Origin of the sequence: Collinsella sp. HCP28S3_E12 (genome assembly GCF_052065595.1) — a bacterium.
Lineage (GTDB): Bacteria > Actinomycetota > Coriobacteriia > Coriobacteriales > Coriobacteriaceae > Collinsella.
Genome location: NZ_JBQHTS010000001.1, coordinates 1 through 26,649 on the forward strand (window position 1 = coordinate 1; position 26,649 = coordinate 26,649).

The 26,649-nt window shown below is 58.8% G+C and carries 19 protein-coding genes and 1 tRNA gene; 12 read left to right on the top strand and 8 right to left on the bottom strand.

Going from position 1 to position 26,649, the window contains the following annotated elements:
* Positions 1-367: 367 nt before the first annotated feature.
* The 4 genes from ACTNBY_RS00005 to ACTNBY_RS00020 form a co-directional block, all read right to left on the bottom strand.
* Positions 368-442: transfer RNA gene (locus ACTNBY_RS00005), tRNA-Gln, on the bottom strand.
* Positions 443-480: 38 nt separating this feature from the next.
* On the bottom strand, positions 481-1,386 hold the full coding sequence (locus ACTNBY_RS00010; protein ID WP_195838517.1) for a peptidoglycan-binding domain-containing protein: 906 nt from the start codon (positions 1,384-1,386) through the stop codon (positions 481-483).
* 138 nt (positions 1,387-1,524) lie between these two features.
* Positions 1,525-2,538 carry a polyprenyl synthetase family protein gene (locus tag ACTNBY_RS00015; protein WP_441049363.1) on the bottom strand — a complete coding sequence of 338 codons (1,014 nt, stop codon included), beginning with the start codon at positions 2,536-2,538 and terminating at the stop codon, positions 1,525-1,527.
* 128 nt (positions 2,539-2,666) lie between these two features.
* Positions 2,667-5,120, bottom strand: coding sequence for a PTS transporter subunit EIIC (locus ACTNBY_RS00020; protein ID WP_441062934.1), 2,454 nt, complete (start codon positions 5,118-5,120; stop codon positions 2,667-2,669).
* Positions 5,121-5,344: 224 nt separating this feature from the next.
* On the opposite strand from ACTNBY_RS00020, the gene ACTNBY_RS00025 reads away from it, so the two are divergent.
* From ACTNBY_RS00025 to ACTNBY_RS00045, 5 genes are all read left to right on the top strand, one after another.
* The gene (locus tag ACTNBY_RS00025; protein ID WP_441042438.1) at positions 5,345-6,064 is read left to right on the top strand and encodes a GntR family transcriptional regulator; all 720 of its coding nucleotides are present in this window, start codon (positions 5,345-5,347) and stop codon (positions 6,062-6,064) included.
* Positions 6,065-6,340: 276 nt separating this feature from the next.
* A complete protein-coding gene (locus ACTNBY_RS00030) occupies positions 6,341-7,657 on the top strand; it encodes an ABC transporter substrate-binding protein (protein ID WP_441062935.1) in 1,317 nt (438 codons plus the stop codon).
* Positions 7,658-7,744: 87 nt separating this feature from the next.
* Positions 7,745-8,599, top strand: coding sequence for a carbohydrate ABC transporter permease (locus ACTNBY_RS00035; RefSeq protein WP_152073297.1), 855 nt, complete (start codon positions 7,745-7,747; stop codon positions 8,597-8,599).
* On the top strand, positions 8,599-9,438 hold the full coding sequence (locus tag ACTNBY_RS00040; protein WP_154515140.1) for a carbohydrate ABC transporter permease: 840 nt from the start codon (positions 8,599-8,601) through the stop codon (positions 9,436-9,438). Before ACTNBY_RS00035 ends, ACTNBY_RS00040 begins: the two co-directional genes overlap by 1 nt.
* Positions 9,439-9,506: 68 nt before the next feature.
* Positions 9,507-10,706, top strand: a complete 1,200-nt coding sequence (locus ACTNBY_RS00045; RefSeq protein WP_441062936.1) for an ABC transporter ATP-binding protein — start codon at positions 9,507-9,509, stop codon at positions 10,704-10,706.
* A 374-nt stretch (positions 10,707-11,080) separates the two neighbouring features.
* Here the strand turns inward: ACTNBY_RS00045 and glgP are convergent, their stop codons facing one another.
* From glgP to galE, 3 genes are all read right to left on the bottom strand, one after another.
* Positions 11,081-13,348: a glycogen/starch/alpha-glucan family phosphorylase gene (gene glgP / locus ACTNBY_RS00050; RefSeq protein WP_441062937.1), complete on the bottom strand. Its 2,268-nt coding sequence runs from the start codon at positions 13,346-13,348 to the stop codon at positions 11,081-11,083.
* A gap of 128 nt (positions 13,349-13,476) precedes the next feature.
* Positions 13,477-14,994 (bottom strand): 4-alpha-glucanotransferase, encoded by a 1,518-nt coding sequence (gene malQ / locus ACTNBY_RS00055; protein ID WP_441062938.1) that lies wholly within the window; start codon positions 14,992-14,994, stop codon positions 13,477-13,479.
* A gap of 207 nt (positions 14,995-15,201) precedes the next feature.
* Positions 15,202-16,263: a UDP-glucose 4-epimerase GalE gene (gene galE, locus ACTNBY_RS00060; RefSeq protein WP_154515134.1), complete on the bottom strand. Its 1,062-nt coding sequence runs from the start codon at positions 16,261-16,263 to the stop codon at positions 15,202-15,204.
* A 266-nt stretch (positions 16,264-16,529) separates the two neighbouring features.
* Between galE and ACTNBY_RS00065 the strand changes: the two genes are divergently transcribed.
* Entirely contained in the window at positions 16,530-17,735 is a 1,206-nt protein-coding gene (locus ACTNBY_RS00065; RefSeq protein WP_441062939.1) for a PcsB-like coiled-coil domain-containing protein, read from the top strand.
* 218 nt (positions 17,736-17,953) lie between these two features.
* On the opposite strand, the gene murB is transcribed toward ACTNBY_RS00065, so the two are convergent.
* Entirely contained in the window at positions 17,954-18,916 is a 963-nt protein-coding gene (gene murB, locus ACTNBY_RS00070; RefSeq protein WP_154515130.1) for a UDP-N-acetylmuramate dehydrogenase, read from the bottom strand.
* A 183-nt stretch (positions 18,917-19,099) separates the two neighbouring features.
* On the opposite strand from murB, the gene ACTNBY_RS00075 reads away from it, so the two are divergent.
* The 6 genes from ACTNBY_RS00075 to ACTNBY_RS00100 all read left to right on the top strand — a co-directional run bounded on the left by ACTNBY_RS00075 (position 19,100) and on the right by ACTNBY_RS00100 (position 26,617).
* On the top strand, positions 19,100-20,128 hold the full coding sequence (locus ACTNBY_RS00075; RefSeq protein ID WP_118388843.1) for a LacI family DNA-binding transcriptional regulator: 1,029 nt from the start codon (positions 19,100-19,102) through the stop codon (positions 20,126-20,128).
* Positions 20,129-20,332: 204 nt separating this feature from the next.
* Complete coding sequence (locus ACTNBY_RS00080) at positions 20,333-22,861, top strand: phosphoketolase family protein (protein WP_427795336.1); 2,529 nt, start codon at positions 20,333-20,335, stop codon at positions 22,859-22,861.
* Positions 22,862-23,315: 454 nt separating this feature from the next.
* The gene (locus ACTNBY_RS00085) at positions 23,316-23,804 is read left to right on the top strand and encodes a hypothetical protein (protein ID WP_138374554.1); all 489 of its coding nucleotides are present in this window, start codon (positions 23,316-23,318) and stop codon (positions 23,802-23,804) included.
* A gap of 38 nt (positions 23,805-23,842) precedes the next feature.
* Positions 23,843-24,610, top strand: coding sequence for a GntR family transcriptional regulator (locus ACTNBY_RS00090; protein WP_427719866.1), 768 nt, complete (start codon positions 23,843-23,845; stop codon positions 24,608-24,610).
* Positions 24,595-25,308 (top strand): GntR family transcriptional regulator, encoded by a 714-nt coding sequence (locus tag ACTNBY_RS00095; protein ID WP_441062940.1) that lies wholly within the window; start codon positions 24,595-24,597, stop codon positions 25,306-25,308. Before ACTNBY_RS00090 ends, ACTNBY_RS00095 begins: the two co-directional genes overlap by 16 nt.
* Positions 25,309-25,501: 193 nt before the next feature.
* Complete coding sequence (locus tag ACTNBY_RS00100) at positions 25,502-26,617, top strand: SIS domain-containing protein (RefSeq protein ID WP_441062941.1); 1,116 nt, start codon at positions 25,502-25,504, stop codon at positions 26,615-26,617.
* The last annotated feature ends 32 nt before the right edge of the window (positions 26,618-26,649 follow it).

Sequence of the window (26,649 nt, forward strand, 5' to 3'; positions counted from 1 at the left end):
GGGATTCCGCGTCCGCCTTCCGGCGGCCGCGCCCCGCTGCGTCGCTCCGCTCCTTGCGTGCTGCGCTGGAAAACGCTTCGCGTTTCCTCAGCTCCGCACCCTTGCGGGTTCAAATCCCTCCGCATGCCCACAAGAAAGCGCCCCGGGCTGATGAAAGCCCGGGGCGCTCAGTTACCTTGGCTGGGACGGAGGGATTCCGCGTCCGCCTTCCGGCGGCCGCGCCCCGCTGCGTCGCTCCGCTCCTTGCGTGCTGCGCTGGAAAACGCTTCGCGTTTCCTCAGCTCCGCACCCTTGCGGGTTCGAATCCCTCCGCATGCCCACAAGAAAGCGCCCCGGGCTGATGAAAGCCCGGGGCGCTCAGTTACCTTGGCTGGGACGGAGGGATTCGAACCCCCAACAGCCGGCACCAAAAACCGGAGTTCTACCGTTGAACTACGTCCCAATGTGTGGTGCTGCCCAAAAGCAGCTCGTCTAGTTTACCTAATCTGCGAGGGCATCGCAAACGCCATCGAGCAGGCGTACGGCGAGTGTCTGTGCATCGCTTGCGGTGAAGGTTCCGTTGTAGCGCGTCATGCCCGTGAGCTCAATGCGGATACGTGCAGGCTTTTGTTGCGCGGCGATATTGGCAGTGCGGATGCGCTGCGCCAGGTTGTGACATTCGGCAAGGGCAATCGTGGCGCGCGGCGCTGCATCTGCGGGCAGCTCATCGCTTGCGATTTCGAGTACCAGGTCCACGTCGGTCGGAACCTCGGAATCGCAAAGCATCATGCCGCTGTTGTCGGTCGTCGCCGTGGCGATGTTCCACATGCGCGATGCAACGCTGCGTGCGATGGGGTCCTCACCGATAACGGCAATCTGGAAGCGCTCGAGCACGTTGGCGGCGCGGGCAAAGCCGATGCGCGACTCGGCCTCGGTAACCGAGGGTTTGCCCTCCCACACGTGATGCAGACGGTTGATATAGGCGTAGGTATCCTGGAATGCCATGCCGTCGGCAAACAGGCCGACATTTTCTTGGAACTGCTGCAAGGCCGCCTCGGTGTGCGGGCCAAAGTAGCCGTCGTCCTCACCGCAGGCAAAACCCAAAACGTTGAGTGCCCTCTGCAGGGCCCGAACGTCGGCACCATGGAAATTGGGCATGCGCAGATAAAGCGTGCGGTCGCCCAGCTTATACGAGGCGTCTACCAGGGCGCTCCAACAGGGGATATCGACGGCGTAGCCAGCGGCAAGGCCGCTGTCGAGCCTAAAGGTGCCAACAGCCTGCTCGGTGGTGGTGCCAAAGCGCTTGTCGGCGACCTCGGCGTCATCGATTGTATAGCCGAGCTGCAGAAGGCGGGACTGGACGTCCTCGACGGCTGCTCCCTGCATGCCCGTTGTGATAGGTTCCATGAACGAACCCCTTTCGGCGTACCATTCGTACTATTTGAGCGTGTGTCGGATAGACAACGCAAAGGGTTGCATAAACATGCACTCAACAGTGTAGCAAGTTGTACCCAAATGCGCTGCTGACAGGTTTTATAACCCCCGCTAGTTAAGGCGCTCCACAAAGAAATCTGCCATGGAGTCGAACAGCTCGCGTGCATGCGGGTCGAGCTCGACACCTTCGATAGCGGCCTTGGCCTTGGCAGTCAGGTTGAGTGCATAAGTGTGGGCGAAATCGACAGAGCCGGTCTGCTGGAAGATCTCCACGGCGCGTGCAAGTTGCACGGGGTCCTCGGTGCCCGAGGAAAGGATTGCCTCGACTTCGTCGTGATAACGCTCGTCTGACAGGGCATGCACGGCGACGAGCGTGCGCTTGCCCTCTGTGATATCGGTGCGGAAGTCCTTGTTGGCGGCCTCCTTGGTGCCAATAAGGTTGAGCAGATCATCTTGGATCTGAAAGGCAAGGCCCGTGTGCAGGCCAAAGGCACGCAGCGCCTCAATCTGGTCTTCGCTGCCGCCACCGATAATGGCTCCGGCGGCAAGTGGCGTGGCTCCGCTGTAGTACGCGGTCTTGTGCGTCGCCATGTCCAGATAATCGTCGACCGAGATGTCAAAGCGCCCATCGCGGACCCAGCCCAGGTCGAGCGCCTGACCCTCGATGGTGCGAACGATCATCTCGGTGAGCTCGTGGAGCACGCGGAGCTTCACGTCTGCCTCGAGCGTGGGGTCGTCGAGAACCGTCTTGGTAACCATGGTGAGCGCTAGGTCGCCGCAGTTGATGGCAAGTCCCGTACCCTCGGTAAGGTGCATACAGGGCTTGCCGCGGCGCAGCTGGCCGTTGTCGGCGATGTCGTCATGGATAAGCGCTCCCGACTGAAAGTGCTCGATGGCCGCCGCCGCGCTTCGGGCGCTCTCAAAGCTGCCGCCTACCGCGGTGGCGGCGAGCATGCAGATGAGCGGGCGGTGGCGCTTGCCGGCATTGGCCGTAAATGCCGAGAGCGGGCCATACAGGTAGCGCTCGATATCGGCAGAGGTCGCCTGTCCGTCAAAGAACGTGGCCAGATAGTCGTTAATCTGGTCAAAATGCTGGGCTAAAAAGCTGGTAAACGGACTGGACACGGGTTCTCGCATTCTTTCTTAGGTTGCATCGTTGCGTTATGCAGACAACATATTGCCACATTAGGGCATCGAGCGCGGCGGTTGAAGACGATTGAGCCATGTTGTCGCAAATGCGGCAAGAGGCGCGGCTAGATAAGTCCAAAGTGCTCGAGCGCGGTGACGACGCCGTCGTGGTCGAAGCTGTCGGTGACGTAGTCGGCCTTTTCCTTGAGGAAGTCCGGCGCGTTGCCCATGGCGACGCCAACATCGACCGCCTCCATGAGGGCGATGTCGTTGCTTGCGTCGCCGATGCCGTACACAGTGCCGTGATCTGGCCCCAGGGCGTCAAGCACGGCCTTGATTCCGGCCCGTTTGGTGCACTCGCGAGGCGAGATTTCCGTGACCTCGAGTTCGAGCTCGTTGAGGCAGAGCAGAGGCCCGAGCTCTTCATCTTGGGCGATGCGGTTGGCGAGCGGTGTGGACATAAGAATTTTATAAGCGTTGTAGTGCTTGAGTTGCGTGACGGCGTCGCCCACGGTGCGCGCGTATCCGTACGTCTCGGGGGCATCTGCGCTCATGCGCACGACGCGATCGATGCCCTCAAAGCGAATGACCTCACCCGATTGTTCGAGATAGGGGGCGAGGCGCTGTAGCAGACCGGGGTTTATGGCCGCATTTCGTACGATGCGCCCCTCGAGTTCGGCGTAGCCGCCCGCGAGACATACGATGCCCGCCCACGGCAGCTCGAGCAGCTTGGGATGGATGCAGCTGAGGGTGCGCCCCGTGCAGATAAAGGCTTTGTTGCCGTTGGCGACAAACGTGCGAATTGCCTGTGCAACCGTTTCGTTGGGATAGGGGGAAAGGTCTCGCTCGCCCTCGGGGAGCTCTTGGGCAAGTTTGGGATCTTGCCAGGCAAGCGTACCGTCGATGTCGAAGAAGCAGATATTGCCATGCTTTTTGGCGTCATCGGCGGCATGAGAAAGCGGGGTGGCAAATGCAAAACCCGGTTCGAGTCCCATAATCTGATCAAAGTGCTCTTTGACGCGGGGGACCGAGACGCCGATGATTACCTGGGCGGTCTTGCCGGTGACGATGAGGCCTTTGGCGCCCGCTGCGACAAAGGTTGCGTTGTCCGCGACGATAGAAGGGTCCGCGACTTCGACGCGCAGCCGCGTGGCGCAGTTGGTTGCGCCCACAATGTTGGAGACGCCGCCCAGAAGCGCCACAACCTGCTCGGCGAGCAGACGATCTTGTGATGCCTGGCAGTCGGAAGCGCCGGCTTCGGATAAGCGCTTTTCGTCAACGTCGTTTCCCGTCAAGCGGGAGAGCGCCGTGTTGCCGGCAATGTAGTCCTCGCGTCCCGGGGTTTTAAGGTCAAAGGCCAGGATAAGACCTCGAAAGCTCAGAAAGAAGATGACGCTAAAGACGAGTCCGATTCCGAGTGCCAAAAGGTAGGAGCCGGCATGCGTCCGCATGAGCGGGATAAAGTTGAAGGCAGCCATCTCCATAAGGCCACCCGAGAAGATGCCGACGACGCCAAAGAAGTTCATGGCCATGGCAAGGCAGGAGGACAGGACGGCGTAGAGCAAAAAGAGTCCGGGATAGGTGAACATAAAGAGAAACTCGAGCGGCTCGGTGACGCCGCAGACCATCGAGGCGACGATGGCGGGCAGAAGGATGGTCTTGAGGCTGGCACGGCGTTCGGGCTTGGCCGTGGTGTAGAACGCTCCGGCGATGGCGGGAAGACCAAAGAGCTTGACCCAACCGGTGGCGGTGAAACCAGCCCAGGGCGCTAGCTCGTTGAGGGGGCGCGTGCTGTGCGAGAGGATGGGAAGCAAGTTGGTCCACGTGGCGTAGATGCCATCGGTAATAACCAGATTGTCGTAGTAGATTGGCATGTAGAGCAGGTGATGCAGCCCTACGGGCTCGAGTGCTCGCTCTAAAAACACGAAGGCGCCCACGCCGAAGGGACCGACGCCCGTAAGTGCATGGCGCAGTGTTTCGGTCATTGCGTATACGATGGGCACGATGGCGGCCGAGATAGCGGCAAGGGCGAATACGGCAAAAAAGCTAATGAGGTAGACCAACGAGGAGCCCGAGAAAGTACCGAGCCAATCGGGAACCTTGGCATCGTAGAAGCGGTCATGGATGGCGACGACGGTGGCCGATACCGCCAGCGGGCCGATAATGCCGGTGTCGAGCGTCTTGATGCCGTCGATGACGGTGATGCCGCTGGCGGAGGTCAAAGACGACGGGTACTTAAGTCCAAGGTTGTCGCCGCTCAGCTTAATGATCTCGCTCAAAAAGAAGCAATAGGCAAAATAGGCCACGAGTGCCTCGAGGCAGCAGCGCGCCGGTTGCTTTTGGGCAAGGCCGATGGGCAGCGCTACGGCAAAAAGCAGTGGGAGGCGTTTAAAGACCGTCCACGAGCCGCGCTGGATGATAGCCCAAAAAATATACCAAGGGGTTCCGTATACGGCGAGGTCGCCGACGATGTCCGCAGACGTTGCGAGGGCGGAGACGCCGACCATAAGGCCCGATATGGAAAACAGCATGGCGGGCGCGAACATTGCCCCGCCAAAGCGTTGGATTTTCTGCAGCATAATATGCCTTCCGGATGCAACATGCTGTGCGAGCAAGAACGTTTAAACAATGAACCCATTGTAGAGGACTGGCTGCTTGCCGCATTGACGGTTTTGATTCGGTCCGATTTGGGTGCCGGGGGAACCGTCGACGGTAAATAATCCGTGCTTTGCCGATAGACGGTTTAAACAACCCCAAGAAATGCTATCGTGCCTAGCCATACATATTCATTAGAGGTGAAGCCATGCCAAAAGCGATTTACGAAGGAATCTACCGCGAGATCCGTTCGCGCATCATTAACGGGACCTATGCGTTTCAGGAGATGCTGCCAACCGAAGCCGAGCTGACCGCAGAGTTCGACTGCACGCGCAATACCGTCCGCCGCGCCTTGAGCATGCTGGCCGACGAGATGTTTGTTCAGCCCATACACGGCAAGGGCGTACGCGTTATTTGGCTCAAGGGCGAAACCGACATGCTGGGCGCGCTCGAGGAAGTCGAGTCGTTTGGCGAATTTGCAAAGCGCAACAATGCCGTTGCATCGACGGACGTTAAGTCCTTTGAACATCTGGTCTGCACCGAGCAGCTCTCTCGTCGCCTGGGCTTTAAGGTGGGCGAGGAGCTGATTCGCGTAGTGCGTGTCCGAAGCCTCAACGGCAGCGCGCGCCAAGTGGACCATGGCTACTTTTTGGAGTCGATCGCCAAGGGTCTGACCCCCGAGATCGCGGCAGAATCTATCTACGACTATCTGGAGCACAAGCGCGGCATCAAAGTGATGGCGAGTCGCCGTACGGTGAGTGTCGAGCTCGCCAACGATGAAGACTGCAGCTATCTTGACCTCGGCAAATACAACTGCGTTGCCGTCATGGAGAGTCAGTCGTACACATCGGATGGCATCTTGTTTGAGGTGACGCATGCTCGCACACACCCCGAGATCTTCCATTACCGCGTCAATTCCAAGCGATAGGTAACAGACGCATAAGCTTGCGTTTCGATATGAAGTGCCCCGCGCGGTCGATGGGATATCGGCCGTACGGAGCGCTTTAATTGTTTAGACAATATTTGTCAAGTACGAATGTATCAAGAACCGTTCACCGAAGTTTTTCTACCGCTCTAGTAATACTTGTTCAAACAACTGGCCAAATAGCGTATTGTACAAATCAGAAAAAGGGGCAAAGTCCCCGAACCAATCTCCGAAGGCGACGGCAAAGGGTGCCGCCACGGTGTGAAAGGGTGGATTGTAATGAAGAACGAAATGAGCAGAAGGCAGTTCCTGGGCTTCGCTGGCTCCGCGGCCACGGTCTTTGGCCTGGGTCTCGTGGGCTGCGGTGGCTCCGCCGGCTCCGGCTCCTCTGCTTCTGGTGACGCTGCCGAGGTCTACTTCCTCCAATTCAAGCCCGAGGTCGACAAGGAGTGGAAGGAGATCGCCAAGGCATACAAGGAGGAGAAGGGCGTCGAGGTCAAGATCGTGACCGCCGCCTCTAACACCTACGAGGAGAAGCTCAAGTCCGAGATGTCCAAGAGCTCCGCTCCGACCCTGTTCCAGGTCAACGGCCCCACCGGTCTTAAGAACTGGAAGGACTACTGCGCCGACCTGTCCGATACCAAGGTCCGCGGTGAGCTCGTCGACGACTCCCTGGCTCTGCAGTCCGACGGCAAGGATCTAGGTATCGACTGGGTCCAGGAGAGCTACGGCATCATTTACAACAAGGAGCTCCTCGAGAAGGCTGGCTACAAGGCCGAGGACATCAACTCCTTCGACAAGCTGAAGGCTTGCGCCGATGACATTCAGGCCCGCAAGGACGAGCTTGGCGTTGACGGTGCCTTCACTTCCGCCGGCATGGATGACTCCTCCAGCTGGCGCTACACCACCCACCTCGCCAACCTCCCGCTTTACTACGAGTTCGAGAAGGAGCACAACCAGGAGGATGACGAGATTAAGGGCGAGTATCTCGACAACTTTAAGCAGATCTTCGACCTGTACATCACCGACTCCACCTGCGATCCTTCGCAGCTTGCCTCCAAGACCGGCGACGACGCCTCCAACGAGTTCGCAACCGGCAAGGCCGTCTTCTATCAGAACGGCTCTTGGGCCTACGCCGACCTCATCAAGGCCGGTATGACCGACGATCAGATTGGCATGATGCCCATCTACATCGGTGTCGACGGCGAGGAGAACCAGGGCCTGTGCTCCGGCGGCGAGAACTACTGGTGCGTGAGCTCCCAGGCTTCCGAGGATGCCCAGAAGGCTACCGAGGACTTCATGTATTGGTGCGTCACTTCTGACACTGCCACCAGCATCATCGCTGACAAGATGGGTCTGACTGCCCCGTTCAAGAGCGCCAAGGACACCACCAACGTCTTCTCGCAGCAGGCTGTTGCCATGGCTAAGGACGGCAAGAAGACCGTCGCTTGGGATTTCGTTTACATCCCCTCTGAGGAGTGGAAGAAGAACCTCAAGCAGGCTCTGATTGCCTATGCTGCCGATAACACCAAGTGGGACGGCGTCAAGAACGCCTTCGTCGATGGCTGGAAGACCGAGAAGGCTGCTTCCGAGTAAGCAGTTGCTGCCCAAGCTATCTGATTAGCGACAGGGGGCGGGCAGACGTCGGTTTGCCCGCCCCCTGCATATTGAAAGGACCCTTCTATGGGCAAAGCACTCAAGCGCTGGTGGCCGCTCTTTATGCTGCCCACGTGCCTGGCGTTTATGATCGGGTTCGTGATCCCCTTTATCCAGGGTTTCTATCTCTCGTTCTGCCAGTTTATTACCATTAACAACACGCACTTCGTCGGTATCGAGAACTACGTGCGTGCACTGTCCGATCCGCAGTTTGCCACGTCGTTCTTCTTTACGGTGGCGTTTGCTTTCCTGTCGACGGTGCTCATCAACGTGATCGCCCTCGCCATCGCGCAGGCGCTCACCCGCAAGGCGCTCAAGGGCACCAACATCTTCCGTACGATCTTCTTCATGCCTAACCTGATCGGCGGCATCGTGCTGGGCTACATTTGGCAGATTCTGATCAACTGCCTGCTCTCCAACATCGGTGCCGACCTTATCGCCCTTAACTCTGCTGCTGGCTTCTGGGGCCTTATTATCCTGACCCTGTGGCAGCAGGTCGGCTACATGATGATCATCTACATCGCCGGCCTGCAGTCCATTCCGTCCGACTACATCGAGGCCGCCAAGGTCGACGGCGCTACGGCATGGCAGACGTTTTGGAAGGTTAAGATCCCCAACCTGATGCCGACGATCACCATCTGCCTGTTCCTGTCCATCACCAACGGCTTTAAACTGTTCGACCAGAACCTCGCCCTTACCGGTGGCGCCCCGGCGCACTCCACCGAGATGCTCGCCCTGAACATCTACAACACGTTCTATTCGCGTGCTGGCATCGCATGGCAGGGCATCGGTCAGGCCAAGGCGGTTATCTTCTGCATCCTGGTCGTAGCAATCTCCATGATCCAGCTTAAGGCCACGAGGTCCAAGGAGGTGCAGCAGTAATGAAACGCGATAAGGCTATCAACCGTGCGCTCTCGATTTTCTTTACGATTCTGTCACTCGCATGGATTTACCCCGTGTTCATGATTGCGCTCAATTCCTTTAAGAAAGGGACCGCAATCAGCACCACCACGGCATTCGATCTGCTCACGCCCGAGACGTTCAACGGCCTTGCAAACTACGTGCACGCCCTTAACGAGCAGGGCTTTGCCTCGGCGTTTATGTACTCGCTCATCATCACGGTCACGTCGGTCGTGCTGATCTTGGTGTGCTGCTCCATGTGCGCTTGGTATGTGGTGCGCGTCAACAGCAAGATCTCGAACTTCTTCTATTACCTGTTCGTGTTCTCGATGGTCGTACCGTTCCAGATGCTCATGTTCACGCTGTCCAATTTGGCGGACCGCATCGGCTTCAACACGCCGTTCAACATCTGCTTTATTTACCTTGGCTTTGGCGCGGGCCTGGCGGTCTTTATGTTCGCCGGCTTTGTAAAGAACATCCCGCTCGAGATCGAGGAGGCGGCCATGATCGACGGCTGCAACCCGGTCCAGGTGTTCTTTAAGATCGTCCTTCCCATCATGAAGCCCACCTATCTTTCGGTCGGCATTCTCGAGACCATGTGGGTCTGGAACGACTATCTGCTGCCCTACCTCACCCTCGACTCCACCAAGTACAAGACCATTCCTATCTTGATCCAGTACTTCCGCGGCGGCTACGGTCACGTCGAGCTCGGCCCCATGATGGCCTGCATCATGATGGTCGTTGTCCCCATCGTCCTCATGTACATCCTCTGCCAGAAGTACATCATCGACGGCGTGGTGGCAGGTGCCGTCAAGGGCTGATGCCGTAACTGTTTTGCAAGTTTCTGCGGCGCCCCTCAGCGTGGCGCCGCGTATCGAAAGGTAGAGACATGGCCGAGATCGTTCTCAAACATGTTCAGAAGGTGTATCCCAACAACGAGTCCAAAAAGAAGGGCTTCTTTGGCAAAAAGAAGAAGACCGAGGAGAAGAAGCACAACCTCAAGGTTACCGAGGATGGCGTGCTCGCTGTAGAGGACTTCAACCTCACTGTTCACGACCAGGAGTTTATCGTCCTCGTTGGTCCCTCTGGCTGCGGTAAGTCCACGACGATGCGCATGGTTGCCGGCCTGGAGGACATTACCTCGGGCGACGTGCTCATCGACGGCAAGCGCGTCAACGACGTGGCACCCAAGGACCGTGACATTGCCATGGTGTTCCAGAGCTACGCTCTGTACCCCAACATGACGGTGTACGAGAACATGGCGTTTACGCTTGAGCTCAAGAAGGTCCCCAAAGACGAGATTGACCGCAAGGTTCGCTCCGCTGCCGAGATTTTGGGTATCACCGAGTACCTCGACCGTAAGCCTAAGGCGCTTTCGGGCGGCCAGCGTCAGCGCGTTGCCATCGGCCGCGCCATCGTGCGTGACCCCAAGGTATTCCTGATGGACGAGCCGCTGTCCAACCTGGACGCCAAGCTTCGTAACCAGATGCGTGCCGAGCTCATTAAACTTCGCCACGAGATCAAAGGCACATTCATCTATGTTACCCACGATCAGACCGAGGCTATGACCCTCGGCGACCGCATCGTGGTCATGAAGGACGGCGTTGTTCAGCAAATCGCCACGCCGCAGGAGGTCTTCAACCATCCCGCGAACATCTTTGTCGCCGGCTTCATCGGCGTGCCGCAGATGAACTTCTTCGATGCCCAGCTGGTGCGGTCGGGCGAGGGCTTTACCGTCAAGACCGACGACATGAATGTCGCACTGGCCCCCGAGACCTGCGCTCAGCTTGCGCTTAACTGGAACGGCGAGGACATGAAGGAGATCACGGCCGGCGTTCGTCCCGAGCAGATTCTGCTTGCCGACAAGGGCGAGGAGGGTGCGCTTCAGGGCACCATCGAGGTCACCGAGCTCATGGGTTCGACCGAGCACGTTCATGTGACGTCTCCCGACGGCCAGTTTGTCCTGATCATCCCTGTCGTCGACCTCGAGGCCAGGGGTTCGCTCAAGGCCGGCGACCCCATCTGGTTCAAGTTCGAGAAGAATGCGACCCACCTTTTCGATAAGGTCTCTGGCAAGAACCTTATCTAGGCCCGATTCAATCAGGCCCTCCTTTTGGGCGACTGCGGTTTTGCCATCCTTTTGCCGTAGTCACATATAAGGCTCCCCTCTCGTCCGCTGAGCGAAAGGGAGCCTTTCTTTGTGCTGGGGCTGTCTGGCCGGTCGTTTGTCTCGATCTGTAACAGGAGGAGGGCCAAATTGGGCCTAGATGTTACAGATTGAGACGGTTTCCCGGAACAATTCTGTTTGTCTCATTCTGTAACAGGTTGACCCAATTATGCCGGCTAGTTGTTACAGGCCGAGATTTTTTTGGTCGAGGCAGGTCGCGGGTAACACGAGGGCACAAAAAGCGGAGCCGCGTTGCCGCGACTCCGCTTTCAAAAGGATGGGTAATGGAAGCGAAATTAGCTCAGGTGCCAGATCTCGTCGTTGTACTGGGATATTGTACGGTCGGACGAGAAAGTGCCGGCGTTGGCGATGTTGATCAGCGCCTTGCGCATCCAAGCGTCCCGGTCCTCGTAGTCTGCCAGCACGCGCTCCTTAGTCTGGATGTACTCCTCAATGTCGAGCAGGGACATAAACCAGTCCTTGCCCTTGATGTCGTCGTGCAGACGCTGCAGGCGCTCGGCGTTGCCGGTCGCCATAAAAGCGGGGTTGGTAATAAAGTCCACCAGTAGCTTAATACCGGGCTTGAGGTAGAGCGCGCCGACGTTATAGCTGCCGTCGGCGTAGAGCTGCTCGACCTGTTTGGACGAGGCGCCAAAGGTGTAGATGTTCTCGTCGCCCACGAGCTCGGCGATCTCGACATTGGCGCCGTCGAGCGTGCACAGGGTCAAAGCACCGTTGAGCATGAACTTCATGTTGGAGGTGCCGCTCGCCTCCTTGGAGGCCAGGCTGATCTGCTCGGAGATGTCGGCGGCGGGAATCACGCGCTCGGCAGCGGTGACGTTATAGTTCTCGATCATGACGACTTGCAGGTAGGGAGCCACGTCGGGATCGTTTGCGATCCACTGCGACAACGTCAGGATCAGATGGATGATATCCTGGGCGATAGTGTAGGCAGGTGCCGCCTTGCCGCCAAAGATGATGGTGACGGGGTGCTTAGGTCTATTGCCGTTCTTGATGTCGAGGTACTTCCAGATGATGTAGAGCGCGAGCATCTGCTGGCGCTTGTACTCGTGGATACGCTTGACCTGAACATCGATGATCGCGTTGGAGGGAATGGTCACGCCCTGCTCGAGCGCCATGAACTGGCGCATGATGGCCTTGGCCTCGGCCTTGGTGGCGGCCAGGCGCTCAAGAACGTCCTTGTCGTCGGCGAATTCGGCGAGCTTGCTCAGGTCGCCGGTGCTGCGCCAATCGGTACCGATTACATCGTCGAGCAGGCTGGCAAGTGCGGGGTTGGTTCCCTGGATCCAGCGGCGGAAGGTGATGCCGTTGGTCTTGTTGGAGAACTTTTCGGGATAGATCTCGTAGAACGGGCGAAGCTCGGTGTCCTCCAGGATCTTGGTGTGGAGGGCGGCGACGCCGTTGATGGAGAAGCCAAAGTGGATGTCCATGTGGGCCATGTGGACGGTGTCGTATTCGTCGATGATGGCGACGCGTGGGTCGCCATGCTCGGCCTTGGCAATCTCATCGAGCTTGACGATGATGTCGGCGATGGCAGGGGAGACCTTCTGCAGGCTGGTGAGCGGCCATTTCTCGAGCGCCTCGGCAAGGATCGTGTGGTTGGTGTAGGCGACCATGGATCGCACGATGGTAACGGCTTCGTCAAACTCGATGTCGTGCTCGGTGGTGAGTAGGCGGATGAGCTCGGGAATGACCATGGTGGGGTGCGTATCGTTGATCTGGACCACGGCGTAGTCGGCCAGATCGTGCAGGTTGCTGCCGCGTTCTACGGCCTCGTCGATCAGGAGCTGGGCGGCATTGCTCACCATGAAGTACTCCTGGTAGATGCGAAGCAGGCGGCCCTGCTCATCGGAATCATCCGGATAGAGGAACAGGGTGAGGTTCTTGGCGATCTTGGTCTTGTCGAAGTCGATGGAGCTGCCGGGGACCAGGCCCTCGTCGACACTTGCCAGGTCAAACAGGCGCAGGCGGTTCTTGGTGGGCTGGCCATAACCGGGCACATCGATGTTGACGAGCTTGGAGGTGACGGCAAAATCACCGAACTCGACGGTGTAGGAGCGGTTGTCATCGATCAGGATGTCCTGCTCGCCGAGCCACTCGTCAGGGACGGCCTTCTGCTGGTTGTCGGCAAAGCGCTGGCGGAACAGGCCGTAATGGTAGTTGAGGCCCACGCCGTCGCCGGTAAGGCCCAGCGTGGCAATGGAATCCAGGAAGCATGCGGCCAGGCGGCCCAGGCCGCCGTTGCCGAGCGAAGGCTCGACCTCAAACTCCTCGATCTTGTTGAGGTCGTGGCCGGCGGCGACGAGCTGGTCCTTAACCTCGTCATAGATGCCGAGGTCGATCATATTGTTGATGAGCAGCTTGCCGATCAAAAACTCGGCAGAGATGTAGTAGAGCTTTTTCTTGCCGTTGTTGAGCGGACAGGCGGCAGAGCGCTCCTGCACGAGCTTGACCAGCAGCTTATAAATACGACGGTCATCGAGCTGCTCGAGCGAGGTGCCAAAGGACTGCTCGGCGAGTTCTGCGAGGCTTATACGGGGCATGTTTCCTCCTGTGGTGAGTCGACTACATGTCAGAAATTCAAAAGAAGCCCGCGCGAGGGATTGGGATGGCCTCGCGCGGGAAAAGCGGTCGCGTCCACACGGTGGGGTGGGGTCGGGCGCGGTGGCTCCTATTGGGGAAGCTCGATTTCGGCTTCCGACGGGATGCGGAAGTAGGTCTCGGTCCAGTCGGTGAGCTTGCGCTCGAGTTCGCGGGTGATGGCGCCATCAAGCATGCGCCACGTCCAGTTACCGCCCAGGGTGGCGGGGGTGTTAATGCGCGCCTCGTTGCCCAGATTGAGCAGGTCCTGCATGGTGTAGATGCAGGTATCGCTCACGCTGGCGGCGATGGTGCGGTTGAGCGCGTCGGCCATGGACTCGCCTGCCTGCTGGTGGGTATACAGGGCCGCCTGCTCGCGCTGACGCGGGGTGGCCGTTCCCTCATACCAGCCGCGTGCCGTTTCATTGTCATGCGTTCCGACGTAGGCGACGGTGTTGGCAATGTAGTTGTGGGGCAGATAGTAGGAGTTGCCGCCTTCAAAAGCGAACTGCAGAATCTTCATGCCAGGGAAGCCCGTGGTGTCGCGCATGTCGATGACGCCGGGGGTAAGAAAGCCCAGGTCTTCGGCAATGATGGGAAGCGTGCCGAGCTTTTCCTCGAGCATCTTGAAGAGCTTGAGGCCGGGTCCCTGCGTCCATGAACCATATGACGAATCGGGAGAGGAGAACGGCACCTCCCAAAAGGCTTCAAAGCCGCGGAAGTGGTCCAGACGGATGATGTCGTACATGTCGAGGGCGGCTCGGACGCGGTCTTCCCACCAGGAGAAGCCGTCTGCTTCCATGGCATCCCAGTCATAGATGGGGTTGCCCCAGTACTGGCCGGTGGCCGAGAACTGATCAGGCGGCGTTCCCGCGACGCTGACGGGATTGCCGGCGGCGTCGATCTTAAAGAGCTCGGGCGTGGCCCACATCTCGACGGAGTCGCGCGAGACGTAGATGGGCAGGTCGCCGATGATCAGGATGTCGTGCTCGTTGGCATAGGCCTTGAGGCGGCTCCACTGGCGATCGAAGAAATACTGCGTCATCTGGTGGTAGAGCATACGCTCGGGATGGGTGGCGCAGACCTTGCTGGATGCCTCGCCGCGGCGGCGGAGCTCCTCGGGCCACTCCCAAAAGGCTTTGAGTCCGCACTCCTCCTTCACGGTCATAAACTCGCAGTAGGGAATGAGCCAGTCCTCGTTTGCCTGGATAAAGTCGTCGAAATCGGCCGGCTTGTCGGCAGCAAAGCGCTCAGCGGCTCGATCGAGAATCTGACGGCGGCCAACAAAGATGGCACCGTAGTCGACGTTGCTGGGGTCGGAACCAAGGAAGACGCCGTCGATGTCACGCTGCTCCAGATAGCCGGCTTCGATAAGCTCGGCAAAGTCGATCAAGTTGGGGTTGCCTGCGCGGGCCGAGAACGACTGATAGGGCGAATCGCCATAGCTGGTCGTCGTAAGGGGCAGGATTTGCCAGTAATGTTGTTTGCACGAGGCGAGAAAATCGACGAAGTCGTAGGCATTCCAGCCAAAGCCGCCGATTCCGTATGGTCCGGGCAGAGATGAGACGGGCATGAGGACGCCGCTTGCACGCTCCATGAATGCGCTCACCAACCTTCTTGTTGTGGGGTCGGCCTGCCGATGGGTGTGCAGTCCGCCTCCGATGTTCTGATTCAATACACCTATTGTATACATGTTGTTTAAACATGTATAGGCAAGATAAAAAAGTTGGTCGATTTTCGGCGAATGGTTACATGCCATGAAAAAGCCCCGGTCTCACATCGTGAGATCGGGGCAAGAACGGTATGTAGGTTTTTGCTACTCGGCGTCGGCGAAGCCGTTGGGGTTGTGGCTCTGCCAGTTCCAGCTGTCGCGGCACATGTCCGCGATGTCGTACTGTGCCTTCCAGCCCATCATGCGCTCGGCCTTGGAAGCGTCGCACCAGTTGGCGGCGATGTCGCCGGCGCGGCGCTCGCGAATCACGTAGGGCAGCTCTTTGCCGCAGGCCTTGGAGAAGGCGGCGACAACCTCGAGCACCGAGGTGCCGGTGCCGGTGCCCAGGTTAAAGATCTCGACGCCGGTCTTGCCGTTCATCCAGTTGAGAGCGGCCACATGGCCCGATGCCAGGTCACACACGTGGATGTAGTCGCGCACACCGGTGCCGTCGGGGGTGGGGTAGTCGTTGCCAAAGACCTGAACGGCCTCGAGCTTGCCCACGGCAACCTGCGCGACATAAGGCACCAGGTTGTTGGGGATGCCCTTGGGGTCCTCGCCGATTAGGCCCGACGGATGGGCGCCGATGGGGTTGAAGTAGCGGAGCAGCACAACGTTCCACTCGGGGTCGGCGGTGTGAACGTCCATAAGGATCTGCTCAATCATCCACTTGGTCCAGCCATAGGGGTTGGTCGCAGGCTTCTTGGGGTCTTCCTCGGTGACGGGCGGGTTATCCGGATCGCCATAGACGGTCGAGGAGCTCGAGAAGATGATGGACTTGCAGCCATGGTTGCGCATAACGTCGACGAGCACCAGGGTGTTCTCGATGTTGTTGTGGTAGTACTCGACGGGCTTGCTCACCGACTCGCCGACGGCCTTAAAGCCGGCGAAGTGGATGACGCGGTCGATCTGATGGGTATCGAAGATCTTGTTCATGGCATCGCGGTCGAGCACGTTGGCCTCGTAGAAAGTGAGGTTCTTGGCGGCCTTGTCGCCCACGATGGTCTTGACACGGTCGACGGCGACGGCGCTGGAGTTGGAGAGGTCGTCGACGATGACGACCTGGTAGCCACCCTCGAGCAGCTGAACGACGGTGTGCGAGCCGATAAAGCCGGCGCCACCGGTTACGAGGACGCAGGTGTCTTTGGGGTCGAGTGCTTTGGACATGTAGTCTCCTATCGAATCAGGAACACTTCCTGAGGGAGTATAGCGCAGGCAGGGGCACCCAAAACGTGCAGGGCAGGAAAAGCAGACGAACATGCTAACGTACTCATGGAAATGTTTGGCGTGGGCATAACCTTGACTTTGACGTTTGCATACGAGCCGCCGACCATGGGGTTTGCTGCCGTTCGTGGAAATCGTTGGGACGCGTCGGATGTACGCTAATATGTATGAGTTGAGCGACATATAAATAAACATGTAACGGAGTAGATATGTCACCAAACAGCGATCCCATCCTTTCCCAGGAGCTTTCGCGTCGCACTGCCCTCAAGGCCTTGTTCGGCGCCGCTTCTGCAGCCGTTCTTTTTGGTCTGCCCGCTCGCGCCCATGCTGCGGAGGCCACCAAGGAAACCACCGACAAGCTCAATGCGGCCCAGGCTCAGCTTGACGAGGTCCAGGCCCAGCTCGACAGCATCGCAAATGAATACGCGGCGCTGGCCAACAAGAACGCCCAGACCCTCAACGATATCGAGAGCGTACAGGGCCAGATTGACAGCACGCAGGCGCAGATTGACGAAAAGAAGGCCGAGCTCAAAAAGAAGCGCGGCGATCTTTCCGATCGCGTTTCCGCCAACTATAAGTCGGGCGGCACCAACATCCTGTCGCTGCTGCTCGCCTCGGGCTCGTTTGAGGAGCTCGTCGCCAATGCGCACTATGTTGAGAAGATCAACAAGAGCGACCGCGACGCCATCGAGGATATCCAGACCATCCAGAAAGAGCTCGATACGCAGAAGTCCGAGCTCGAGTCGCAAAAAGCCGACTTAGAGAAGCTCAAGGACCAGCAGACTGCCCAGATGCAGGACATGCAGGCCAAGCAGCAAGAGGTCCAGACGGTTCTGAACGGCCTCTCCGACGACGTCAAGGAGCTCATGGCTCAGCGCGATTCCGAGATTCTCGCTGCCGCCCAGGCTGAGGAGGCTGCCAAGAAGGCCGCCGCTGCTGCAGCTGCCGCAAACAAGAACAATTCCTACTCGGGTGGTTCAAACTCGGGTGGCGGATCGTATGCGCCCGGAAATCCGCAACAGAATGCCGGATCGGGCAAGCAGCAGGCTGTCGTCAACGCATGCTACTCCACGCCTTCGCCTGGCCTGAACTGGTGCGCCGCCTGGGTCACCAACGTCTTCCGCAACGCCGGCGTGGGCTACTTTGGCGGCAACGCGTGCGACATGTTTAACGCCTGGTGCTACAGCTCCGATCGTTCGGCGCTGCAGGTGGGCATGATCGTGGCCGACTCGTCGCACAGTGGCACCGGTATGCCGGGTCTGCTGTACGGACACGTGGGCATCTATGTTGGCGGCGGCATCGTTATGAGTAACGAGGGCGCCATCACGTCGAGGTCGCTTGACTCGTTCATTAGCTTTTACGGCACTGGCTCTGGTGTGCGCTGGGGCTGGCTTGGCGGTATTGCGCTGTCGTAGCTGCGGCTTGGTCCGGGACAGTCCGAGAGGCATAAGGTTGCCTGCTCGGGCAGTCCTGCGCAAGACGAAGGCCACATTAAGTGGCCTTCTTTGCGTGCGGAACTCGCGATCAACCTTATGCCTCGCCCACAGTCCCGGACCTTCCGGGCTCAAGGCGCGACACACCGGACTGGTTGTCTGAATTAAAGAAAGTGAAGGCCCCTTTTGGGGCCTTCTTTTTATAAAAATTCGCCTACTCGGTGGACTTCGGGTTCTAGGTCTACGCCGAATTGGTCTTTGACGGTTGCTTGGATGTGGCGGATGAGTTCGTCGACGTCGGCGGCGGTGGCGTGGTCGGCGTTGACGATGAAGCCGCAGTGTTTTTCGCTCACCTGGGCGCCGCCGACGGCATGGCCGCGCAGGCCGGCATCCATGATGAGTTTACCGGCAAAGTGGCCCTCGGGGCGCTTGAAAGTGGAGCCGGCACTCGGCATGTCGAGCGGCTGCTTGTCCTCGCGGCGTTGGCGGTAGTCGTCCATGTCGGCCTTGATCATCGCGGCGTTACCCGGGGCGAGATTGAAGGTGGCCGAAAGCACGATGAAGCCGTCGTCGGCGATGCGGCTCTTGCGATAGCCCAGATTGAGCTCGTCGACATCGAACTCGATGATGCTGCCGCTACCGCGGGTGCCGTCGTCGAGCATGCGGGCGGGCTTGTAGACGCGTACAGACTCCAGCACGTCGGCCATGCAGGCACCGTAGGCGCCGGCGTTCATGTAGCAGGCGCCGCCGACCGATCCGGGGATGCCCGAGATGGGCTCCATGCCGGTGAGACCGGCCTCGGCTGCCGCGGCCGCAACATCCGAAAGCAGCGCACCGGCTGCTGCCGTAACGTGCGTGCCGTCGACGGTAATGGCGGAGAGGCCCTCGCCTAGCGCTACGACGACGCCGCGTATGCCCTTGTCGCCGACGAGTAGGTCGGAGCCGTTGCCCACGATGGTGAGTGGCAGATCGCAGCGATAGCAGGTATCGAGCGTGGCGACGAGGCCCTGCTCGGTGTCGGGCGTGACAAAGACGTCGGCCGGGCCGCCAATCTTAAACGTGGTGTGCTCGCGCATGGGCTCGCTCATCAACACGTTGTCCTCGCCGGCAACGCCAGCGAGCGCGCACAACAGGTCCTCGTTAAAAAAGTCGTTCTCGTGCATCCGAATATCCGCCTTTTGGTGGTCGTTGTCATCAATCGATTGCAATATACCCCACCTGGACGTATTTGGTGCGCTGGCGGCGATAAAACAGCCGTCTACCGGATTGGTAAAGTGTTTATCATCGAGGTAGAGGGGCAGTCGCTATACTTTCAAGAGATTGCGCGTAAACCCGGAAGGAGCGAGATGGCCAACAAAGTCACCCTCAAGCAGATCGCCCAGGAGGTGGGGCTTTCCCCCTCGTCGGTCTCGCTTGTTCTCAACAATCGGCCTTGTCGCATCTCGGAAGAAAACCGCAAGCTCATCAAGGAGGTCGCGGCGCGCAACCACTATGTTCCCAACCAGATTGCGCGCAGCCTGGTCATGCGCGAGTCACGCACCCTGGGCCTTATCGTCCCCAACATCGAGAGCCGATTTTTTGCCTCACTTGCCGGTAGCTTGGAAAAGCGCTGCCGCGAGGACGGCTATGCGCTCTTTATTACCAGCTCGGGCGGAAGCGCCGATGATGACTTGGAACTGCTGCGCCAGCTGGTGACGCGCGGCGTCGATGGTGTCTTCCTGGTGGTAGGCGACGAGTTCTCGGACGACCGTGCCCTGCGCGAAGAGGTCAGCCATCTACCCATCCCTGCCGTGATGGTCGACCGCGCCATTGAGGGGCTCGAGTGCGACAAGGTGATGTTCGACCACGAGATGGGTGGCTATATGGCTACCCGCTATCTGATCGAGCAGGGCCACCGTCGCATTGCCTGCTTGGTTAATGCGCGTCGTTCCAATACGGGTCGCAAGCGACTTGCCGGCTATGAGCGCGCGCTGCGCGAGGTTGGCCTGCCTATCGACGCGCGTTTGGAGTTTGAGAGCGAGTACTACATTCCGAGCGCCTACGAGGCCTCGGAGGCGGTGCTCGCAACCGATGCCACTGCCGTATTCGCGAGCTCGGACAACATTGCCCTCGGTTTGCTCAAACGTTTGCACGAGATGGGGAAGAGCATCCCGGGCGATATTTCGGTGGTGAGCTATGACAACTCGGCGGCCGACGTTCTCTTTGAGCCGGCGCTGACCGCCATTGAGCAGGATCCTGGTGTCCTCGCGGAACATGCTTTTGGCTGCATGTCCAAGCGTCTTGCCGGTAGGGGCGGTAGGCGTGCCGAAGAGGTCGTCCTGGAGCCGGCGCTTATCGTTAAGGGCAGCGTGCTCGAGCTTACTAAACATAACTAAACACGTTTATCAATTTGCAGAGACCGAATGTGGAGCACCTGTGGCAGACAATGCCGCAGGTGAATGTTGCGTTTTGTTGATCGATGTGATTGATAAGGGTGATAAAACGTTTTTTCACCCTGATAAAACGTTTTAGCAAATATACTAGTCCCAACGAATGGTTGCCGTATTGGAGGGCGACCGCACAGCGGAGGGACATAAACAATGGCTAAAACACTGGGGACGCCGTGGCAAAAGCTGGGCCACGAGGTGCCGGCTTCCGAGCTCGAGGGCGTCGACCTGTATTGGCGTGCATCGAATTATCTGTCCGTCGGTCAGATCTACCTTCGCTCTAACCCGCTCATGCGTCCCGACTTTGTCGATGAGAAAACCGGTGAGGTGCGCGACTTTGGTCGCCCGGACGTTAAGCACCGCCTGGTCGGTCACTGGGGCACCACGCCCGGCATCAACTTCCTGTTCGGTCATGTCAACCGCCTCATCGCCGATCACAACCAGAACGCGATCTTCTTGATGGGCCCGGGTCACGGTGGCCCCGCTGGCACCGCCCAGTCGTTGCTCGATGGTACCTACCGCGAGATTCGCCCCGACATTACCAATGACGAGGCCGGCCTGCAGAAGTTCTTCCGCCAGTTTTCCTACCCCGGCGGTATTCCGAGCCATTTTGCGCCCGAGACGCCTGGCTCCATCCACGAGGGCGGCGAGCTCGGCTACACGCTCAGCCACGCCTACGGTGCCGTCATGGATAACCCGAGCCTGCTGGCCGTGGCTGTGGTGGGCGACGGCGAGTCCGAGACCGGTCCGCTCGCGACCTCTTGGCAGTCTAATAAGCTCGTGAACCCGGCAACCGATGGTATCGTCCTGCCGATCCTGCACCTCAACGGCTACAAGATCGCCAACCCCACCATTCTTGCCCGCGTGTCCGACGAGGAGCTCACCAAGTTCTTTGAGGGCATGGGCTATAAGCCGCATTTCTTTGTCGCCGGCTTTGACGACGAGAGCCATGCGAGCATTCATGCGCGTTTCGCCGCCCTGTTCGAGCAGGTCTTCGATGAGATCTGCGACATCAAGGCCACCGCTATGGCTCAGGCCACTGCGGGCGAGACCGTGGTCCGTCCGGCCTATCCCATGATCGTGTTCCGTACGCCCAAGGGTTGGACCTGCCCCAAGCAGATTGATGGCAAGAAGACCGAGGACTCCTGGCGCGCCCATCAGGTGCCGCTCGCGAGTGCCAAGGACACCCACGAGCACTTCCGCGTGCTGCGCGAGTGGCTGCGCTCCTACAAGCCCGAGGAGCTCTTTACGCCCGAAGGCCAGGTGCGCCCCGAGGTGACGGCCTTTATGCCGACCGGCGAGCTGCGTATCGGCGCCAATCCCAACGCGAACGGCGGCAAGGTACGCCGCGAGCTCGAGCTTCCCGATATTCACGCTCACGAGATCCCCGTTGCAAGTAAGGGCCACGGCTGGGGTTCCACCGAGGCCGCCCGCGTCTTTGGTGAGTACACTGCCGATGTTCTGGCCAAGAACATGGATGATTTCCGCATCTTCGGTCCCGACGAGACCGCGTCCAACCGCCTGCAGGCTGCCTATAAGGTGACCAAGAAGCAGTGGGATGCCGGTTTCTACGAGGACGACGCCAACGACGAGCTGCTGGCCGGTTCCGGTAAGGTTGTCGAGCAGCTGTCCGAGCACCAGTGCGAGGGCTTCCTCGAGGCCTACGTGCTCACCGGCCGCTCCGGTGTGTGGAGCTCCTACGAGAGCTTTGTCCACGTGGTCGATTCCATGGTCAACCAGCACTGCAAATGGCTCGAAGCAACCAAGCGCGAGATTCCGTGGCGCGCTCCTATCAGCGGCCTCAATATTTTGCTGTCGAGCCATGTCTGGCGCCAGGACCACAACGGCTTTTCGCACCAGGACCCCGGCTTTATCGACCTGCTGCTCAACAAGGCCAACGACACGCATGTCGTGAATGCTTATTATCCGGCCGATGCCAACATGGCCCTTGCTGTGGCCGAGCGCGTCTACCAGTCCACCGACTGCGTCAATGCCATCTTCTGTGGCAAGCAGCCCGCCCCCACCTTCCAGACGGTCGACGAGGCCAAGTCTGAGCTCGCCGAGGGCGTAGCGACCTGGGAGTGGGCATCGACTGCCGACTCGCTCGCCGAGGCCGACGTCGTGGTCGCTACTTGCGGTGACGTGCCGACACTCGAGGCACTGGCCGCAACCGATATGCTGCGCGGGCTGGGCATCAAGGTCTGGTTTGTCAACGTAGTCGATCTGCTCAAGATCCAGAACGTCTGCGAGAACGACCAAGCCATCAGCGATGAGCGCTGGGCTGAGTTGTTTGGCCGCGGCGAGAAGCCCGTGCTCTTCGCATTCCACGCCTATGCCGGCACGATTCGCCGTCTGATCTGGAACCGTCCCGGTCACGATGCCTTCCGCGTTCACGGCTACGAGGAGAAGGGCTCCACGACCACGCCGTTTGACATGCTGCGCCTGAACAACATGGACCGCTGGGCCCTGGCCGCCGACGTGCTGCGCATGGTTGACGCCGATAAGTTTGCCGAGCAGATTGATGAGTGGGAGGCCTTCCGCACCGAGGCCTTTGAGTTCGCGTGCGACGAGGGCTTCGATCACCCGGCCTTTACCGACTGGGTCTGGCCCGACGCCGCAGCCGCAACCGCTGCCGACGGCGTACTCTCCGCAACGCAGCTAACTGCCGGCGACAACGAATAGCATCCGGGACGGTCTCGCGCTGGGGCCTGCTCCGGGGGGGGGGGGGGGGGGGGGGGCGCCGGGGGGGGGGGGGCCGCGCGCCCGCCCCCCCGCCCCCCCCCCCCCCCCCCCCCCCCCCCCCCCCCCCCCCGGAGGCGGCCCTCTCGACCGTTTCGATATGCGGGGGCTGATTCTTTTTTATGTAATGGGGACCTTGCTTACGCTGCCTTAGAAGCCGTGCATCTAACTATGGTTAGCCAAAATTACATTGCCGGGGCCGGGGAGGCATGCTTTGTTTTGAGAAGTTCGCGGAGCCCACTTCCAAAACCAAGCACCCCGGCCCCGCCCTCGTCCTCGTCCGTGAACTTTTCCGATGGGCGAGCCATAGACACCACGCACCGATGCAGTAAAGCGGCGGCTTGAAATTGGTGCTATATTCAACTTGAGTTGTTTAATACTAGTACGGGAGGCTGATATGGGGCTGTTCAAGAAGAAAAACCCGCAGGATGCCTTTGATCCCGATGTGTTTACCATCACGGATACGATTTTGGACCCGCCGCGGTTTACGTTTTTGCCGGCTATCTACCAGGATGCCACGCGTCGCAAGTGGGCCGTGCATCAGCGCGGCGGCGAGCCGAAGATTTTTGACTATGCGGACGTTTTGCAGTGCGAAGTGGCCGAGGCGGGCGATCCGGAGGCCGAGGAAGTGGTCTCAAAACAGGAATTTGCCCAGCGTATCCTGGCAAATCCTGCCAAGGCAGCGAAAATAAACGCTGCCAAGCGTAATATGTGTCTTGGTATGGGCGTTGTTGTGGCGGTTCAGACGGGAAAAGACGAGGTTTCCAAATTAGAGATTCCCGTTATGACCGACGAAGTCAAACGCGATTCAAGTCTATATAAGTCGTATCGGAATGTTGCCGAGAAGATCAAGGCCGAATTTGATGCCATGGGAGGGCTGGTCTAATTTTGGCGGCATACGTTTCTGAATGAGGAGTCTGTGCAATGGCAGGCGAATCTTATGCAATTCCCCCCAAAGATCGTGCTGTTGAGGGAATTCTTTGGTATATCCAGCACCACCAGCTTGCCGGCGGCGATCGCCTGCCGGCCGAGCGCGTGCTGTGCGAAGAGATCGGCGTTTCGCGTACAGCGTTGCGCGCCGGTATCACGCGGCTCATCTCTTGTGGAACGCTCGAGAGCCGTCGCGGATCGGGTACGTATGTGTGTCCTCCCAAGCCGCTGAACATCTTCCAGGAAACGTATAACTTCTCCGATGCTGTGCGGACTGCCGGCCTGCACCCCTCTTCTCGTCTGGTTTCCACCGGGACCATCGAGGCGGATGAGGCGCTTGCCGACAAGCTTGGGGTGTCTGTAGGCGCTCCTTTGCTCCGCATGCAGCGCGTTCGACTTATTGAGGGCGAGCCGGCGTCAATCGAGACGGCTCACGTTAACCTGTCCCTGTGCCCATCGCTTACCGAGCACGATTTTGAGTGCGAGAGCCTTTACGATGTCTTGCTCAAAGAAGGTGGCGTGCGTGTTGAGCATGGACGTGAGCATATCTCCATCTCGCGTTTGAACGCCGAAGAGGCCGAGTTGCTCCAGCAAGAAGAGGGAACGCCGGTGTTCTATGAGAGCACGATCGAATTTGATAAGGACATGCGTTTTGTGGAGCATTGCAAATCGGTGATTTTGCCCACAAAGTTTCGCTTTGCCGATAACGGCGAAAAGAACGGAATGAGAAGCGTGGCAGGTGAACAATGGCTGAAACAGTAGATGCCACCCCGGTTTATATGCGCATTCGACGCCGCATCGAGGAATGTATCGAGCGCGGTATATATCCCACGGGTTCCATGATTCCGTCCGAAAAAGACCTCGCCGAGGAATTTGGTACGACACGCTTGACCATCCGAAGCGCTGTCGATGAGCTGGTTCGGCGCGGGCAGATTCGACGCGTCCGCGGAAAGGGCGCGTTTGTGGCGCAGAAAGTACCCGTTGCCTACGAGCGAACAGGAGGCTTTCGCGAGTCGGTTCGTGCTTCGGGCGGCGAGCCGTCCGTCCGTATCCTCGCGCGTTCCAAGCGTTATGCGGGCCCATATTATGCCAACCTGTTTGGCATTGCCGAGGACGATTTGTTGTATTCGATTCGGCGTTTGAACTGCGTCAACGGCGATCCCGTATCGATTGAGATGGCGTTCATCCCGTGCCGGCTGTTTCCCACAATCGAAGATATTGACGTGTCGGTCTTCAGCTTGTACGAGACCTATGAGATGCTAGGCCGAAAGCCGGTCATGGCTCAGGAGAAGCTCGATATCGAGGCGGTGGGCGCACGCGACGCGGGCTTGCTTGGCTTGGAACAAGGGGATCTTGTTTTGCTTTTGGAATGCGTGAGCTATGACGCGAGCGGTCAGGCTATCGAGTATGTAAAGTCCTTCAATCGTGGCGATGCGGGCGGCTACACCTATACGTACTAGCTGGGGCTTTGCATCGCGCGCGGTAACAGCCGGTCTGTTTGGGCAATTTGACCGACTGTATATACAACCTTACATAGCTCAAAATCGACCGTTCGCCGAAGGGGATAAATTAATCGACAAAGAGGTATCAAAAAGCCGTAACCTGTAACTGTGATTGGTATCAAATACTAATGATTTGTTACGAGGTGAGACGATGAAGATGCTCGATTACGTTCAGCTTGCCCATGTGCGTATGGGAGAGAACCTCGAGCGTTCGTCTGAGCTGGTAGCGCAGCTCGTTGATATTTTCCAGTCCGGTTCTTTTGACGCGCTGCGCATCGTTGCTTCGGGTTCGTCGCGCCATGCTGCGGATTGCGCCCGCGATTACCTGCAAGATGCGCTGCAGATGCAGGTGTCCGTTGTGACGCCCGAGGCCTTCGTCGATTTTGAACACACCTATCCACAGCATGCGCTCAACATCGCCGTCTCGCAGAGCGGCTATTCAACCAATACGATTGCGGCGCTCGATTACATGTGCGCACACGATATGGCTGCAGTTGCGCTCACGGCAAACGTCGAGGCACCCATCAAGGAGCACACTGACATCGTTCTTGACTACGGTGTGGGCGTCGAGTCGGTGGACTTTGTGACTCTGGGCGTTGAGGTTCTCGTTGAGTACCTGGTGCTCTTTGGTATTTACGGCGGTCAGGCGCGCGGAACGATTGACGCCAAGGGCGTTGCCCAGCGTCTTGACGACCTGCGCGAGGCTATCCATGCCAATGCCGTGATGTGCAAGACCGCCGAGGCATATGTCCAAGACCACATGCTCGATCTTTCTGAGCACACGCCCGCCATGGTCGTCGGCAACGGACCCAACTACGGTGTTGCCGAGGAGGCGGCGCTCAAGCTGAGCGAGACCATCAAGATTCCTGCCATGCACCACGAAGGCGAGGAGTTCGTCCACGGTCCCGAGATGCAGATTGTTCCGGGCTATCTGGTGTTTATCGTCGACGATCCGCAGGGGTCGGAGCGTCTTGCGAATATCGCCGATGCGCTATCGAACGTTACGGCAAAAACGGTGCTGCTCACGGCCCATCCCAAGGGTAAGGCTCACGAGGTTGTGGTGCCTCAGGTGGCTCCGCTGCTCAGCGCAACTCCCAATCTTGTGTTCTTCCAGACGATTGCGGCAATGATCGCCGAGCGTCTGAAGTCATGGGACGTGCACCCGTATCTCGATGCCGTCTCCAAGCAAATGGAGGTCAAGGCAGAGGGCTACGAAGAGTCAGTCAATGCGCTTAAGGCCAAAGCGGCTGAGTGTTACGGAATGTAAGCGGGTTTTGATGCCCGTTGGCATGGGGGATG

Coding starts and splice junctions, on each gene's coding strand:
- ACTNBY_RS00010 (WP_195838517.1), bottom strand. CDS start 1,386: ATGGAACCTATCACAACGGGCATGCAGGGAGCAGCCGTCGAGGACGTC.
- ACTNBY_RS00020 (WP_441062934.1), bottom strand. CDS start 5,120: ATGCTGCAGAAAATCCAACGCTTTGGCGGGGCAATGTTCGCGCCCGCC.
- ACTNBY_RS00025 (WP_441042438.1), top strand. CDS start 5,345: ATGCCAAAAGCGATTTACGAAGGAATCTACCGCGAGATCCGTTCGCGC.
- ACTNBY_RS00030 (WP_441062935.1), top strand. CDS start 6,341: ATGAAGAACGAAATGAGCAGAAGGCAGTTCCTGGGCTTCGCTGGCTCC.
- ACTNBY_RS00035 (WP_152073297.1), top strand. CDS start 7,745: ATGGGCAAAGCACTCAAGCGCTGGTGGCCGCTCTTTATGCTGCCCACG.
- ACTNBY_RS00040 (WP_154515140.1), top strand. CDS start 8,599: ATGAAACGCGATAAGGCTATCAACCGTGCGCTCTCGATTTTCTTTACG.
- ACTNBY_RS00045 (WP_441062936.1), top strand. CDS start 9,507: ATGGCCGAGATCGTTCTCAAACATGTTCAGAAGGTGTATCCCAACAAC.
- glgP (WP_441062937.1), bottom strand. CDS start 13,348: ATGCCCCGTATAAGCCTCGCAGAACTCGCCGAGCAGTCCTTTGGCACC.
- galE (WP_154515134.1), bottom strand. CDS start 16,263: ATGTCCAAAGCACTCGACCCCAAAGACACCTGCGTCCTCGTAACCGGT.
- ACTNBY_RS00065 (WP_441062939.1), top strand. CDS start 16,530: ATGTCACCAAACAGCGATCCCATCCTTTCCCAGGAGCTTTCGCGTCGC.
- murB (WP_154515130.1), bottom strand. CDS start 18,916: ATGCACGAGAACGACTTTTTTAACGAGGACCTGTTGTGCGCGCTCGCT.
- ACTNBY_RS00075 (WP_118388843.1), top strand. CDS start 19,100: ATGGCCAACAAAGTCACCCTCAAGCAGATCGCCCAGGAGGTGGGGCTT.
- ACTNBY_RS00080 (WP_427795336.1), top strand. CDS start 20,333: ATGGCTAAAACACTGGGGACGCCGTGGCAAAAGCTGGGCCACGAGGTG.
- ACTNBY_RS00085 (WP_138374554.1), top strand. CDS start 23,316: ATGGGGCTGTTCAAGAAGAAAAACCCGCAGGATGCCTTTGATCCCGAT.
- ACTNBY_RS00090 (WP_427719866.1), top strand. CDS start 23,843: ATGGCAGGCGAATCTTATGCAATTCCCCCCAAAGATCGTGCTGTTGAG.
- ACTNBY_RS00095 (WP_441062940.1), top strand. CDS start 24,595: ATGGCTGAAACAGTAGATGCCACCCCGGTTTATATGCGCATTCGACGC.
- ACTNBY_RS00100 (WP_441062941.1), top strand. CDS start 25,502: ATGAAGATGCTCGATTACGTTCAGCTTGCCCATGTGCGTATGGGAGAG.